13 protein-coding genes are annotated in these 15,858 nt (G+C 53.3%); 11 read left to right on the top strand and 2 right to left on the bottom strand.

The features are described 5' to 3' along the window. Positions 1-20: 20 nt before the first annotated feature. A complete protein-coding gene (locus tag QZH45_RS04710) occupies positions 21-488 on the bottom strand; it encodes a Panacea domain-containing protein (protein ID WP_081325355.1) in 468 nt (155 codons plus the stop codon). A gap of 470 nt (positions 489-958) precedes the next feature. Between QZH45_RS04710 and QZH45_RS04705 the strand changes: the two genes are divergently transcribed. The 7 genes from QZH45_RS04705 (at position 959) to QZH45_RS04675 (ending at position 10,051) form a co-directional block, all read left to right on the top strand. Then, entirely contained in the window at positions 959-2,215 is a 1,257-nt protein-coding gene (locus QZH45_RS04705; RefSeq protein ID WP_055135532.1) for an integrase domain-containing protein, read from the top strand. A gap of 138 nt (positions 2,216-2,353) precedes the next feature. Further along, complete coding sequence (locus QZH45_RS04700) at positions 2,354-3,514, top strand: STY4528 family pathogenicity island replication protein (protein ID WP_055135531.1); 1,161 nt, start codon at positions 2,354-2,356, stop codon at positions 3,512-3,514. A 179-nt stretch (positions 3,515-3,693) separates the two neighbouring features. Beyond that, complete coding sequence (locus QZH45_RS04695; RefSeq protein ID WP_432783631.1) at positions 3,694-4,065, top strand: hypothetical protein; 372 nt, start codon at positions 3,694-3,696, stop codon at positions 4,063-4,065. A gap of 755 nt (positions 4,066-4,820) precedes the next feature. Then, positions 4,821-6,002 (top strand): hypothetical protein, encoded by a 1,182-nt coding sequence (locus QZH45_RS04690; RefSeq protein WP_055135529.1) that lies wholly within the window; start codon positions 4,821-4,823, stop codon positions 6,000-6,002. Then, the gene (locus QZH45_RS04685; protein ID WP_055135528.1) at positions 5,999-8,227 is read left to right on the top strand and encodes a Mov34/MPN/PAD-1 family protein; all 2,229 of its coding nucleotides are present in this window, start codon (positions 5,999-6,001) and stop codon (positions 8,225-8,227) included. Before QZH45_RS04690 ends, QZH45_RS04685 begins: the two co-directional genes overlap by 4 nt. Positions 8,228-8,434: 207 nt before the next feature. After that, complete coding sequence (locus tag QZH45_RS04680) at positions 8,435-9,292, top strand: hypothetical protein (protein WP_237140466.1); 858 nt, start codon at positions 8,435-8,437, stop codon at positions 9,290-9,292. A gap of 9 nt (positions 9,293-9,301) precedes the next feature. Next, positions 9,302-10,051 (top strand): hypothetical protein, encoded by a 750-nt coding sequence (locus QZH45_RS04675; protein ID WP_055135526.1) that lies wholly within the window; start codon positions 9,302-9,304, stop codon positions 10,049-10,051. Between the two features lie 294 nt (positions 10,052-10,345). Here the strand turns inward: QZH45_RS04675 and QZH45_RS04670 are convergent, their stop codons facing one another. Beyond that, on the bottom strand, positions 10,346-11,155 hold the full coding sequence (locus QZH45_RS04670) for a hypothetical protein (protein WP_055135525.1): 810 nt from the start codon (positions 11,153-11,155) through the stop codon (positions 10,346-10,348). Between the two features lie 350 nt (positions 11,156-11,505). Here QZH45_RS04670 and QZH45_RS04665 point away from each other — a divergent pair, with 350 nt between their 5' ends. The 4 genes from QZH45_RS04665 to QZH45_RS04650 all read left to right on the top strand — a co-directional run bounded on the left by QZH45_RS04665 (position 11,506) and on the right by QZH45_RS04650 (position 15,632). Next, entirely contained in the window at positions 11,506-11,913 is a 408-nt protein-coding gene (locus tag QZH45_RS04665; RefSeq protein WP_418323094.1) for a DUF6124 family protein, read from the top strand. A 553-nt stretch (positions 11,914-12,466) separates the two neighbouring features. Then, positions 12,467-13,330, top strand: coding sequence for an integrase domain-containing protein (locus QZH45_RS04660; protein WP_055135524.1), 864 nt, complete (start codon positions 12,467-12,469; stop codon positions 13,328-13,330). A gap of 400 nt (positions 13,331-13,730) precedes the next feature. Continuing rightward, the gene (gene mobH, locus QZH45_RS04655) at positions 13,731-15,080 is read left to right on the top strand and encodes a MobH family relaxase (protein WP_055135523.1); all 1,350 of its coding nucleotides are present in this window, start codon (positions 13,731-13,733) and stop codon (positions 15,078-15,080) included. Positions 15,081-15,326: 246 nt separating this feature from the next. After that, positions 15,327-15,632 (top strand): hypothetical protein, encoded by a 306-nt coding sequence (locus tag QZH45_RS04650; protein ID WP_055135522.1) that lies wholly within the window; start codon positions 15,327-15,329, stop codon positions 15,630-15,632. Positions 15,633-15,858: the final 226 nt, after the last annotated feature.

The following is a 15,858-nucleotide window of genomic DNA, read 5'->3' as shown; positions in this document are numbered from 1 at the left end:
ACTCGCCACTCCAACTTAGCTCAAAGCATGGAATGAGTTGGCTGAGACAACAACCAACGATAGAAACCTTCAATCATATCGTTTGAAATCACAGCATTTTTGCCTTGGTTATTCCAAGTCACACTCCATGGAGTCCCTGGCTGATGCGTGGCGGCCGAAAGTGTAACGCCATCTGCTCGGCCATAAATACGAGCAACGTCTTTCATTACAGCCAGCTCGCTCTGATCGAACATGACCGGTGGTGCAGGAACGTTGGTGACCGGAGCGGAGCGAAAATCCCTCACGGCTTGGTAAACGCTGCGGACTACCGGGCCATACTGCCAAGCTTCAACAGGCTCGTTGATCAAAGGCACGCCGTGCCTTGCAAGCATGTACCCGTGCGCAATATATACAAGCTTCAAAAGCTGCATAGGCGTTACAGCAGGATCCCCAGCCTCACGGCACTCGTTAAGGATTCGCTGGGCAACTGCACGCGCATCTCTACTCATCGTTTTGCCCTCCTTGTGAACCAGCTAGACATCAAAATGAGGCGCGAGTCTGCCGAAGTCAAGGCTGATTGTCAATTTTTCCTTGACACCCGAAGCATCGCTCGTTCCTGCGGCAAATTATACCAAATTACTGTATGCACATCCAGTACTAATATCGATCCCCCACTGTAAACCGAGATGACGAAAGATGGCCATTAGCCTTGAATGACAGGGAAATGGCAACTTTGAGACTGCAAGCCTTGTAATATAAGGCTTAGACGGGGGTTCAAATCCCCCCGGCTCCACCACTTCATCATCTAAAGACGTCCACGGACGTCTTTTTTTGTGCCTGAAACCCAGTAAATACGGGGATTTCAGCGCCATCGGGCTCCATAGCACTTCACGCAGATCCATTTTGAAATGTATTCCAAGACGTATTCCAAGCCCACGGCTGGTAAATTTTGGAATACACAAACAGCGTTGGAGTACCCATGGGAGCCCAAGCCACACGCCTTTCAGACGTAAAAATCAGAGCCGCCAAACCCCAAGCCAAGGACTACATACTGACCGACGGCAACGGCCTCCAGCTGCGAGTCCGCACCAATGGTTCAAGGCTATGGAATTTCAACTACGTCCATCCCGTGACGAAAAAACGGATCAACATGGGACTGGGTACGTTCCCTGAGCTCAGCCTGGCCCAAGCACGAAAACGCACCGTTGAGGCCAGAGAACTGGTTGCCCAGGGACTGGACCCGAAAGAGCAGCGCGATGCCGATCGCCAAGCGAAAAAAGCCGCGACAGAGCACACCTTTCAAAACGTAGCGACGGCCTGGTTTGAGCTGAAGAAAGATTCAGTGACAACTGCCTACGCTGAAGACATTTGGCGCTCGCTCACGCTGCACATCTTCCCGGATTTACACGCGACACCAATTTCTGAAATCAGCGCTCCTCAGGTCATCAAGCTGCTCAGGCCGCTTGAGACCAAAGGCAGCTTGGAAACGGTCAAGCGCCTAACCCAACGCCTCAACGAAATCATGACTTACGGGGTCAACTACGGACTCATTCATGCCAACCCCCTGAGCGGAATTCGATCGGTCTTCAAAAAGCCGAAGAAGAAAAACATGGCGGCATTGCCCCCCGATGAGCTCAACGAGCTGATGGTGACCATTGCCAACGCCAGCATCAAAAGAACCACCCGTTGCCTCATCGAATGGCAGCTTCACACCATGACTCGGCCGGCAGAAGCTGCGACCACCCGATGGGCTGACATCAACTTCGAGAAGAAGATCTGGACGATCCCTGCGGAGCGAATGAAGAAACGTCGCACACACATCATCCCGCTCACGGAGCAAGCCTTGGCGCTGCTGGAAGCCATCAAGCCCTACAGCGGACACAGAGAGTACGTGTTTCCCTCGGACCGTAATCCACGCACACATTGCAACAGCCAGACCGCGAACATGGCGTTGAAACGGATGGGCTTCGAGGGGCGCCTGGTCAGTCATGGTATGCGCTCGATGGCGAGCACCATCCTCAATGAAAAGGGTTGGGACCCAGAGCTGATCGAAGTAGCGCTTGCCCACGTCGATAAGGACGAGGTACGTAGCGCGTATAACCGAGCGGACTATATTGAGCGCAGACGGCCGATGATGCAGTGGTGGAGTGAACACATCCAGGGAGCAGCTACGGGCAATCTCTCGGTATCAGCAACCATCGAAAGCGGTGATCGGAAAGTCGTCGCCATACGCTGATGAAGGACAACCATCGGCTGATACGGGACACGATAAACCCGGTGGTGATGCAAATCGTATTGTCGACTTACACGAAGAGTGATCCGCGATGAGATGCAGAGGAACGGGCCGTCGTGGCCCATACCTCGGAGTCATCTCATGGCAAACCTACGCACTCACCAGAACTCGCAAGACCAAGATGCTCTACTCACCACCTTGATGTCGCTCACGCTCGATCAGCGCCTTACCCCGTTGGAACGCAACGGCTGGCAGGTCCTGCTCATGCTCCGCACCGCTGATGGCCTCAGTCCGCTAGTGAACATGGGGCAGTTGCGCCGCTACCTCACGTGTACTCCCTGTGGGCAGCGAGCGGGCGCTGCAACGGCTTGGCGCGCTTTAGCGGCACTGCGACTTACAGGATGGATCAGCTTCGTAAGGCAACATTGCGATCTCCTGACTGGCAATGTTCAAAGCGTGTTGTATCGGGTCAATGAGCGCGCCCTAAGCTTCCATGAAGCTTGTGCTCTCGACGACAGCCTGGAGGAGCTTATGGCTACCTGCATCGACCATGAGAACAAACAGATCAAGCACCTTGCCGAGCACATTCTGGCGACTTCCGAGCAGACGCCTGAACCTCCCCTTATTGCCATCCGGAAGCAACAAAACAAAGATGATGAACCACCGCCCTCCGCGCCATCGCGAAAGCGCCCTAGGGTCAATCGAACATCCACACCTACCGCTTCCGCAAACAGATCGACCGTTACACAACAGACCAAACAGACCCGCCAGATACCTCAAGAGCAACACCGTACGTATAAGACGTATTTATACAAAAAAGAACGTACGTACCGCGCGCATACGCGTGAGGAAAGCGATTCACCACCAGCCCCCGTGGCATTGCCACTATGCTTGGCCAACGCCAAAGCAGATCAGCAAAGAGATGTGCTGATGGCTTTGAAACGGTTGCCGTCACACCATCGCCAGGACGTACTGGACGAACTACAGGCACGCAGCCAAAGCGGCACGGTTCGCAATGTCGTCGCCTACTTCTTCGCCTTGGTGAAGCGTGTGTTGGCCGGCGAGTTTCGCTTGTGGGCCGGCCGCAAAAAACAGCATCCAGCCGGCGAGCCAGTTGCAATGCCACCCGCACCCCGCGTTCGCACAGAAGTGCTCAAGAAGCCACCAGCGCGCTCGGCATGGCGCGAAATTGGTCGGCCACACATTGCCAACATGCGAGAAATCCTGGCCAGTCCCAGGGGCGCTGGAGACTTGGCCGCACAGGTGATGAAAGGCAAAGGGTGGCAGGCGTGCCCTGCCTAGGGACGCGTATTCAACACCTGTAAATCCATAGATGTCCGGTGCTGTTACCCAACATCAGGGAACACTCGATGGCCGGTTTGTGGATTGACAGCAAATGTCCATGGGAGCACTTTCACGAGTGCATATCAGCCGTCAGGATCATCAAGACGGCGCTGCGGTTTTCCGCAGGATCCTCCCCAATGACCGCATCGCTTCCGGCAGCGCGGACAGTCGACTTGAGTGTCGATGGAAGCAGCTATCACATCCCACCCACGACGGGCCTCCCCCGTCCTGGGGCAGGCCTTTCTTTGTTTTTGGAGGCCTTAATGAAAAATCGACTGGCAATGTATGAAGCACTGAAAGCGATTAACGTGCCCGAGCCAAAAATCGAATCTGTAATCCAAGCCATGGAGTCTGCTCTGGAGCCATCCCCTGCAATTAAGTCCGATACTGACATTGCACAATTTCGGACTGCGCTATCCCAGCTTGAGGTGAGTCTTACTATCAATGTTGGCGTGATGCTTTTCCTCGCGGCGGCGATACTCTTCGCCGCAGTCGCGTTTATTCGTTAACGAGACCAGCTTTTCCGTTTGTGCCAGAAGCCATCTGCTTTAGAGCAGATGGCTTCTTCTTGTGTCCCAGTAATAACTCGCGCCCAATCGTTATTTAAATCACTAGTTCAATAATTTTTTTGCCATAAATTTGACAGAAAAATATGTCGCTTTTCCGGCACTCGCTTGATTGCGACTTTAGTAAGCGCAAAGCCTAAACTGGCCAGCCAGGCCAATTTGTAACAATAAGTTTCAAGTAAAAATCTGGTAACCCCTTGAAGTACGCGGCCTGTGCATCCGTACAGTTAAGAAATTGGATCCAAATGTGATCTGGGCGCGAGCTATTCGTATGGCAACCGCTTGCAGCCACCGCACTTTTTGAATATGTTGTAGTGGCCACTTGGAATAGGCGCTATATGTTGTGTTTTTCGGTGACCTAGAAACGGATTTTTTAGGTGGGGATAGATAGCCAAATGGCGATCCTGCCCCTAGCACCAGCGAACTAATCGATGGGGCGATGAGCGTTGAGGATGTTCGTTCAGTATGCCGATCCGGTGCTCAGCCGGTCGGTGACTAAATTCTCAAAACCACCCGACTCTCACGAAATCCGCACTAAGCACATATTGAGTAAATACAGCTCGCCAAAGGAAGTTTCATTCGTGCTCCGCCTTTATTTTAAGGGCGGCGCTTTTATACATAAGTTTTCTTCAGTGCATGGAAAATGGTACCCAGCTTTTTTTGAGGTGCTGTTTTGCAGATAGCGCAAGGAGGTACGAGTGCCAGCTAAATTTTCTTTCTTCCAAGTAGATAACGGGGATATGACCTTGGTACGCTTGGCAGATTTCAACGTAACAACCATCCTAATTGATTGCCATATTCGGGCGAAAGCTGATGACCCGAATGATGAGACACCCGATGTGGCTCGCGCACTACGCGAGCGGGTGATGTACGACACTAATAATCGTCCTTTCGTCGACGCATTCATGTTGAGCCATCCAGACAAGGATCACTGTGGCGGTCTGAGCAAACATTTTTGGCTAGGCCCGCCTGACCAATACCCGGATGACAAACTGGATCGCTGGGAAAAGCGGATCATCATCCGTGAACTCTGGTCGTCGCCTCTGGTTTTCAGGCGGCGGTCAAAAAACCACACCCTTTGCGATGATGCGAGTGCTTTTAACAAAGAGGCGCGTCGGCGCGTTCAGTACTGGCGTGATCACCGCTGGGCGTCCAGCGGCAATCGCATCAAGATCATGGGCGAGGACATCGAAGGCAAGACCGATGACCTGCGCTCGATCCTGGTCAAGTCAGGCGAATGGTTCAGCACAATCGATGGTGCTACATCGTCGGTGTTCCGGGCCCAGCTTCTGGCTCCCGCACCTCATGAGGATGACGCTGAACTTGAAAAAGATCTGACCAAGAACGAGTCCAGTATCGTCATGAACTTGGAAATCACGCCATCTATCTTTAGCAGCAAGCGTACCCGGTTCCTGGTAGGTGGCGATGCCGAGGTTCTGATCTGGGAGCGGATGTGGAAACGTTTCGAGAACGACCCACAGACCCTCGCTTATGATTTGCTACTCGCACCGCACCATTGCTCATGGCACACCCTGTCGTGGGATAGCTGGTCGGGTAAAGGCGAGAACGCCAAGGTTTCAGAGGCTGCGCGTAATGCCCTAGGCCAGGCAAAGAAGTCAGCAACGATTATCTCCAGCAGCAAGAAAATCGTCGACGACTTCAACGATCCACCCTGCATCCGCGCCAAGCGTGAGTACAAGGCGATATTGCGGGATGTCGATGGTTGGTTTGCCTGCACGGAAGAGAACGGTTCTAAGGGTGTGCTTGAACTGGAGTCAGCATCTGACGGTTCAGTTATCAAAGCGGCGGTAGCGGTTGCCGCAGCTGCCACGTCCGCTGCAGCAGCCGCTGCACCTCGCGCAGGTGCCCTTAACAAATGACCAGCTTCTACGTGGTGGGGGAGCCAATGGGCGAGCAGCCCGAACCTATTCATTTCTGCACCCAAGCATTGGTAAAGGTATGCAAGACGTTCTCGGGCGTCGAGTTCCTGGAGCTTCGGCAGGAAAACGAAGCCGGCGGTGTAACGGAGTACGTCGTGATCGAGGCGGGCGACGGGACTATCGTTGGCGAGAACCCAGGGGGAGTCCACCGCATAGAGACGTTGGCAATTGCCGTCAATCCACGACTTCGTGTCCCGGTGACGGTGCATGCACTGCGCGAGGATTTTCCCGCGTTGTCGCACCTCCACCGCTCAGAGCCGGGTATACCGAAGATTCTTTGCCTTTACGACGTAGATTGGAGCGGCGTCGAGAGAGTTTGGACAGCTGAACGTTTCCTAGAGCGGATGTTCTGGTGGTTGCGCGAGTCATCCGAGCTCCGTCTGCACCGCGACGATCAGCCGCTGGAGCAGATGTTTTATGAAAGCCCTTTCCAGCTCATCCTGCCCGCACTGGATCCAACGCAGTTGGCTAATGGTGAGTGCAAGCTGCGCGTCGAGATGACCGATAGTATCGGGAAAGTCACGCTACGCGCGGTTGTCAATTCCGACGCATCAACCAACAAAGCCGGCTACCAGTTGCTCAATATCATGGTAAAGCCTGTCGAACCCACCTCGGTAGTCATGTTCCCGGCCAACCTGGGTAAATTGCATGACCAGTTGGTTGAGTGGGGCAGTGAGCTGTTCAAGCATCTCACTGACACTGTGCACGAGGCAGCATCCGGTGGGCTCCGTAAATCAGACCAGAGCGATAAACAAGGGATTTTGATCCTGGCCTGGGTACCCAGGCTTCGCAATGGCGAAGTGGATCGAATGGATGTCAAAGGCTACATGCTGGAGATCAATCTGTTTGATCTGGCAGCTTCATTCGAGATGCTGGCACCGCCAACCGCCCAGGGTATTTATTATCCGGCTCTGCAGCTTGGAGGTTACACGGGAGAGACCTGGAAAGGCCTTGGCGTTCGACCGGTTGAGGTGCGGGGCTCCTTGAACGCGGCGTTTGCCAGAGACCTGTCTGCAGTCGACCCCGCGACTGCGACATTCAAGGGCGTGCTGGCTGGAACAGGAGCACTCGGTAGCATGCTTGCAGACATCTGGACTCGCTTGGCCTGGGGGAACTGGACGTTTGTAGACCCGGATCTGCTGCTACCGCATAACGTGGTCAGGCACATCGCTTGCGACGACTATGTTGGCTTTCGGAAAGCGGATGTACTCCAAGATATGATGCGACACATCTATCCAGGGGAGCCGGTTCCATGCGCTATCTCCAAAGGCATTCTGGCCGATGATGCGCGCATCCACGAAGCCATCGAACACGCCGACCTATTGATAGACGCAACGACAACGCTGGCTGCGCCTCGTGACTTGGCACTACGAGATCAGTCGCCTCGGATCGCGAGCGTTTTCCTTACCCCGTCCGGGATGTCCAACGTCATCTTGCTCGAAGACTCGGCGCGGCTGCAGCGTGTCGATGCCCTGGAGGGCCAGTACTATCGGGCCATATTGAACAGCGCTTGGGGAGAGACCCATCTCGTAAATCATCTGGGTAATCGCTGGGTGGGCGGTGGCTGTCGAGATGTCTCGTTCCGCATGTCCAATGAGAACATCCATATTCATGCAGGTTTGATTTCCCGGCGGTTGCGCAAAGTGGTCACCGGTACCGAAGCTAAGATCCTAATTTCAACCTTGGATGACGAATCAGGCAGCGTCGAATCCCACGAGGCGCAGGTTCATCCTGTCACTTACGCGAAGGTTGGCGAATGGTCGGTGAAGTACGACGGTGGCCTCATCGCAAAGGTCAAAGCACAGAGGCTTTCAGCTCTCCCCCACGAAACCGGAGGCTCGATTCTCGGCATCACTGATTTGAAAAGTAAGAGCATCGTCCTCGTGGATACCATGCCACCGCCACCGGATAGCGAGTCGAGCCCCACCCACTTTATCCGGGGTAAAGAAGGGCAGCTGGAAGCGCTCAAGAAAGTACATGATCTCACCGCAGGCATCGTCGACTACGTAGGAGATTGGCATTCGCATCCCAATGGTTGCTCAGTTATGCCCAGTGCCGACGATCACATTTTATTTACCACCTTGGTAAACAGAATGAGGGTGGAAGGTCTGCCAGCGGTGATGTTGATCGTTTCGGATACGGACTTGGGTGTCTATGTCACCTAAAAAGCTCTAGGCCATAGTTTAAATATAAGCCTCCCTCTTTTGAGTAGAAGGAGGCGGCACTATACGAGACGCGCTCGATGTTTCATACATGTTTCTCCTTTCCGGTAAATGGCTATTTTGGCCTGACCGGCAAGAAGGTTACTGTTTCATTTAATACGGGGGGTGGTTATGCCGGTTATAAAAAGTCTTTCAGTTGGCACGGGAGACATGTTCTATATCGTACATGCTAGTGACAATTTCACCATGATTGACTGCAACCTCAAGGCGGATAACACAAACGAAATTATCGCGGAGCTCAAGCAGGTATCCCGAACAAAAGGGATGAGCCGGTTCATCTGCACCCATCCTGATGAGGATCATTTCCGAGGCATCGAGCTGCTAGACAAAGCACTTCCGATTCACAATTTCTATTGTGTGAAAAATGACGCACAGAAAGAACAATTGACAGATTCATTTTTACACTATCAATCTCTACGTGACGGGGACAAGGCTTTTTATCTAGAAAAAGGCGTGCGACGTCGCTGGCTGAACGAACGCGACGACAGCCGTCCAGCCGCCGGTATCCAAGTCCTCTGGCCGAATGTGTCAAACCCCAACTTCATCGAAGCGCTGCGCAGGTGCAACGCGGGAGAGAGCCCGAATAACGTCTCGTGTGTGCTCCGATATTCTATCAAAGACGGTGCAAGTTTCATGTGGCTCGGAGATCTTGAAACTGAGTTTATGGAGAGCATCGTCGATGATATCGAACTTGAGAAAACCACTATTGTTTTCGCGTCGCATCACGGTCGCAAATCCGGCAAGATTCCAAATTCTTGGCTGAAGAAGCTCGACCCTCAAATAATCGTCATTGGTGAAGCCCCTAGCCGTGTTATGCATTACTACACGGGCTACGACACAATCACTCAGAACAGTGCTGGTCATATCACCATGGATTGCAAGGATGGCTATGTGCATTTCTATGCTTCCAAGGAATCGTACACCCACGATTCGCTGAATAACGAAGGTGAAAGTCGCTTCCCAGGCTACATTGGTTCACTTGAAGTAGAAACGGAATACACTCTCTGAGAGGTTGGTATGGATTTTAGCAAAAGTTTTGATCCGTATAAGTACAAGGCGAGGGTAAAGCCCGCTTTGTTGTTAGTGTTGCCAGTCGTCATTTATGTAATGACCTTCTTCGAGGCGGCTCGATCTTGGGGTGGGGTGCTATCAACCTTCCTGGTGTCGTTCGGGGTGATCGCGTTCGCGGCAAGCCAAATGTCCAGCAAAGGAAATAAGCTTCAGGACAAGCTATTCAAAACGTGGGGGGGTGCACCGACCACGATCGTTCTCAGGCATTCCGATGACACCGTGGAGCGGCCCACGAAAAAGCGCTACATGCGGCGCTTGGCAGATCTCATCAAAGACTTTGTCATTATCACTGAAGCGGAGGAAAAGGCTGACCCGAAAGCCGCAGATGAAATGTATCGGTCGGCCACCAATTTCCTTCGCGAGAAAACGCGGGACACGACCAAGTATTCTATGATCTTCAACGAGAACGTTGAGTACGGATTTGCACGCAATCTTACCGCGTGTAAGCCCTTCGGAATCGCGCTAACCCTGACCTGTCTTGGGCTGTGCTTGGTAGGCCTCTATCACTCCTTGGGGGTGCCCTTGCAGGCGTTGAGCCTGGCTGCTTTGGCGAAACATCCAATTCTGCTCGCAGCCATGGGGGTTGAGCTGCTCATCTTGCTGTGCTGGATCTTCTTGGTGAACCACGATTGGGTTCGTGTTCGTGGCTTTGCTTATGCCAAGCGTTTGTTCGCAAGCTGCGAAGAGGTCAGCTAAGCACAGATCAAGGCGGCTCCTACCCCGGCTATGAGCCGGGGCTTTCTCTACGCATCTTCGCTACGATGGGAAACTTTGGGGCAGTTATCTTATAGATTTTGCCAAGCTCCTGAATCGCCCCGAACTCTCTAAACATCTTACAAGTTTATTTGAACTGTCCCGGTTCATCCCGAGAGTAAACTCAAGTTCGCCCGGGATTAGTTTACCACTACAGCTGCGCTGTCTATACGTGTGATTTTCCTTGCAAAGCAAATCTTTCTTAAAGCCTCCAAAGAGCTATTGCGCCTCTACCGTCTAATAGGTACACCCTTGTGGCAATGCAGCCATCTGGACGGTAAGCTTCGGTCCAAAAGCCAGTTGAGCGTCATTGATTCGAAGGCTGAAAAAGTCAAAGTGTTTGAGGTCGATCCTTACCTCTTCGATGAACATCTGTTTGTAGACATTCTCGTCGAAATTTTTCAAGGGAACCCCGGAGTTAACTAAAGCAATGAAAACTCGCGAAACGGCTGAGTTAAAGACCGGCAACACGTCCAGGTACACCTGTTTGTCCGGATAGCGCTCAGTCCGTGCATTGCTCCAGATTTTGGCAAACGCCAAACCATCTTCAAGGGCCTCGAACTGGGCGAGAGCGTTATTTCTGCCAATGCGATTCAGGTATGGAGAATCTTCGCGGGGATCAAGCCGATCGTAAACATCGTTTAGTTTGATCAGATGCATCATGAGTGGAGGGGCCCCACCAATAGTACGGTGCCTGGCAATCAGGTATTCGACTCCGTACAGTCTTTCAGTGTCGCCATCCAGCCATATTGTCTGCAGGAGACTGTGAAATAGTGGATGGTCTCGGTGATGTAATGCGTTACGTAAAGAAATAAGCAAGCTGGTCTCAGGAAATGCGTGATAATCCAGCAGAGGCTTCGAGACGTCATACAGACCGTGAAACCCTTCTAATACGGTCTCAAACGAGCGGTCGAGGTTATGTATCGCTTCTTCCTTGTCGATCTCCACAAGGCTGCGATACCTCATGAATGCCTCGCCGTACAGCCTCATAGCATTGGCGAACCGTCCTAAGGCATTTGCAACTATTTGGGTTGATAAATCATCCATATGAGTTCGCCTCACGCCATGTTGGTTTCGGATGGGGATGATATTAATTACTTTGCGGAGAGGTGTAAGTATCGATGCGAAAGAAAATCTACAACGGTTGGTCCGTTTCGGTGAGAAGACGCCGCTCGCTTGGAGCAGACCGTAGCTATCAGTCGATGTTGGGAAGCTAATTCGAAACGTCCAGTTTTGGCCGTTTTCCGCCTTTAGCAAACGTCAGATACAGATCAATTGTCGCCCGACGCAAAAGGATCGTACCCGACCCATTGCGACTGCCAATTATCAACCACTTCAGACCTCCGACAAAAAACTCTGGGTCGCCCCAGATAGCAACGCCGCCGACTTGCTCCCCCATGCCTGCGAGCCGCTGGCATTGGCTATGCCATGCATTAGACCCGATAGATCAGTTGGATGGCTCCAGTCGCAACACCCTGCTGGTCATTGCGCAGGTCATCATGCTGCGCGAGTGTGTGGTGAACCGAGCATTGGATCAGCTCGCCCGACATAGTCGATACGGCTCGATGACGAGCGACATACCATGCCACTCGCATGGCGTACATGGACGACATAGTTTCCACCTCCGCTTTACGAGCTCCCTGCGCAGGCGTGGTATGGGGACCATGCCGCACCTGCGCAGGGAGCCGACAAGGCCGAAGGCCGCGTCAGTACCACAGGCAATGGATAAATATGCACCTGCCGCAAAGCCCGTCTCTCCCCGGAGGCGTAAGTCATGGCTGGGCCGTCACTGCAAACCGCAGTGACGGCCCAGCCGCCCCCCCAACATCACGGACAAATCCTGAACCCCAAAGAGTGCGGCATACATGATGATGCCCCCATACACTGGCCCAGCAAAAACCTCAGACGACAGGTTCGAGAGTCGTCATCCCAACAGCGCGAGACTCCTGCAAGCGCTGATCCAGCAGGATGGAGTTAGCCAGGTATGCAAGGTTCCAGAAGCATACCGACCCACACCCATGGGGCGGAGCCGCCTTTGTCTATCGGATTTATTCCGGATGTGCCGCTACTGCACCGTCCTAGGCAGAGGGCCTTTGCACAATGCCGACTGCTTCCACTTAACAATCCCATCCATTTCCTTGGAGTACTCATCAACACCAAAAACCAGCTCAACCCGCTCCATCTCCATCCGACCTTCCAGCAGGAAGCAAGACGGACGTCTCAATCGAGACACCGGTGTTTCCTGAACACCATGCCTCTGCCCTTCGGGGATCTCGCCTAGCGAGTTGGCACCAACACTTACCAATGATTTTCAGGACAGAAAAAAACACAGTTAAAGCCTGTGAGCGTGAACGGTATATGGACGATTTGACCTACACCCTGCGGCAACTTTGCCGACGCAATCGCGATGGCAGTCACAACACTCAGGCCGACCGTATCCGCTCATTGGGGCTGATTGCCCGCCAACTGCGCGAGTCTGGTTTCCGACAGATGAGAGCCCCCTCGCTCAAGGGCAAACACGTACTGGCACTGCTGGATCGCTGGCAAGGCGAAGGCCTGTCACCCGGCACCATCAAAAATCGGCTTGCGCACCTTCGATGGTGGGCTGAAAAAATCGGCAAGGCTGGCATTCTCCCCGCCGACAACACACAACTGGGTGTGGCCGACCGGCGCTTCGTCACCAACGTCAGCAAAGCCCAGGAACTGGGAACATACCTTGGCAAGATCACCGACGCCCACGTGTGCATGAGCCTCCGGCTTCAGTCGGCGTTTGGGCTACGCCGTGAGGAAGCGATCAAATTTCAGCCCAAGTATGCGGATCAAGGAGATCACATTCTCCTGAAGGGCTCATGGACGAAGGGTGGGCGTGATCGCTCTGTGCCGATCTCTACTTCGCTACAGCGCGAGGTGCTGAACGCGGCACATCAGCTAGCGGGAGCCGGATCACTCATCCCGGCTCAGAAAACCTATATCCAGCAGAGAAACACCTACGATGGTCAGTGCAAGGCAGCAGGCCTGAGCCACATGCATGGGCTACGTCATCATTATGCACAAAGCCGTTACTTAGCTTTGACAGGGTGGACGACGCCGGCTGCGGGAGGAATCTCCTCTAGGGAATTGACCCCAGCGCAGCGTTCTCAAGACATCATTGCTCGACAAATTATCAGCCGTGAACTCGGGCATGAGAGAACACAAATTACTGCGACCTATCTCGGACGATAACTCAGGGCGTCGACGTCAATAAGCCGTAAGAGTGCGCCCCACTCCGCACCTCGTTAGCGCCTCGACTGACCACGCGTATTTCCAGCTAATACGGATATGCGTGGTGACGCATTTAATCTTTCTGCGCTTGCCGGTTGCGTGTCCTATGGGCACGAGACATGGAATGCCTGCTCGGCGATTCCCGGCTTCAGTCACCTCCCCCCGCAAGCGTGGATAACTGAGGGCGTTGCATGAAGCCGCCCGCTGCCCCTAGGGAGTGCCAACTAATCCGGCCCACTCGCCTCGTGCTTTGCCCACTGACAGGTCTGTCGGCGCTCTGGAGCTAAGCGCTCATCCATATGAGTGCTGCCTCATGCCGTCGCCAAGTGAATACCTCCTTTTTCTCTCGACAGGAGCAATTATGTTCTCACTGTTCCATCGCAAGCTTCGGCGTGCACTCGACCCTACGGCTGCAGCCAGCCCAACATCACCCGCCGGTCTGACCAATCCCCAATCTGCGAAATCACTCTTGGCCACTCCCCGTAGACAAAAGTTGCTGGAGCAGATCTGGCAGTGCACCGCCGTATCCCGCCCTCAATTCGATGAACTTTATCTCGACCCAATTAGACGATACGCCGAACTGGTTCAACTTTTCCCTGCATCCGAAAATCAGCACCACGCTTACTTCGGTGGGATGCTGGACCATGGCCTGGAAGTAGTTACGTACGCTCTAAAAATTCGCCGAGCACGATTACTGCCCCCAGGAGCTCAACCAGAAATTCAGCTCGTCCAAGCGGAAGCATGGAGTGCCGCACTGGCATACGCCAGCCTGAGCAAAAACCTTGGCAAGATTGCGATTGATATCCAGGTCGAATATTCGGATGGCTGCGCCTGGCACCCATGGTACGGGCCGCTGGCGCGACCTTACCGATTTCGATACCGAAAAGACCTCGATTATCGACTGCACCGCCCCGCATCCTGCCTGATGATCCAGCAACTATTAAGCAGCAAAATCCTGGACTGGCTTTTCGCTTTCCCCGAACTGTGGGCCTCGCTCATAGCCCACTGGTCTGGCCATAGCGAACATACCGGCGCACTCGGGGCGATCATTGTTCAAGCCGAACAAGCTTTAGTAGCCAAAGCCCCTGCACAGACCACCACGGCAGCTGAGAGCTATAAGCCAGCGACCATCGCCAGTCAATCAGATCCATCACTGTCAGATACACCATCAACCGACGATCTCGACTCATTAACGAATCAAATCGGCGAGCCTCCCAAGTGGCCTGAAGATTCCGACTCTGCCCCCTCGCCAGAACAACCGTCCGAGCCAGACAAGGGTGCAAAGCCAAGCGGCGAACACTTCATGGAGTGGCTGATCGAAGGTTTACGCACTCACGAGATCATCATGAATGACGATCAAGCGCTGGTGCACTGCGTCGAAGACACACTTTTCTTGGTCACCCCTGGAATCTTCCAACGCTACGCGAAAGCATTCCCTCACCTCGCTTCCATCTCGAAAAGCCAAGGGCAGCCTGACTGGGAAGGAGTTCAAAGGCGCTTTGGAAAAATGAAACTGCACCGTATACAAGCGAACGGTCGCAGCATCTGGACATGTGAACTCAGCGGTGCGCGCAGAACACGTCTCTTACATGGCTATCTCTTGAAAAAGCACTATGGCTTGGTAAGCGATTCGTCCCTTAACAACCCGAAGCTGAAGGTGGTGACGCCAGGCAGTACGAAACCTCACACAACATTAGGAAACACTCGATAACCGGTTTCCAGATTGACAGCAAATGCCCCCAGCGGCATTTTTGCTATGCATATCGCTGATTCGTTCAGCGCCAGCCGCCAGGATCTTCAAGACGGCGCTGCGGCTCTCCGCAGGATCCTTCATATGACCGCATAGCTTCCGGCAGCGCGGACAGTCGACTTGAATGTCGATGGAAGCATGACTTTCCCACCCACGACGGGCCTTTCCCGTCGTGGGGAAGGCCTTTTTTTGTTTTAGGAGGCCTTAATGAAAATGGAACTGGCGATGTATCAGGCGCTGCGTGCAATCGACGTGCCTGAGCTCAAAGCTGAAGCCGTTATCCAAGCATTGGAATCTGACATGCTCACATTACTCGCGACGAAAAGTGATCTCACCAATCTGGAGCAGCGACTGACTGCTGAGATTACTCATATTGATCATCGTCTCACATCTGAGATCCATCGGCTGACTGCGGAGATTGCTAAATCTGATCTCAAGTTGTCCATTCGTATGGCTTCCATGCTCGCAGTCACAATCGGCATCTTGATCGGGGCGATGAAAGTCTTCTTATAGTTTTCCTCAGCGATTACTGGAACCATCAAAACCACCTATCATTCGATAGGTGGTTTTTTCGACTTTTTCAGCGGTATATGGATACGTATGGTGAAAGGCGGCAGCATCAAACAGGGACTAACCTGGTTAAAGGAAGGAAGTCAGGCCTGGCCCCTCCGCTGGGGCCGCGGAAGGGCAAAGGCTAGAGTCGCCGCCAGCGGCCCTTATGACTCTCGCAATAGCAGCT

This window comes from Pseudomonas corrugata, assembly GCF_050920615.1.
In the GTDB taxonomy this organism is placed as follows: domain Bacteria; phylum Pseudomonadota; class Gammaproteobacteria; order Pseudomonadales; family Pseudomonadaceae; genus Aquipseudomonas; species Aquipseudomonas corrugata.
This window is presented reverse-complemented; position numbering and strand designations above follow the sequence as displayed.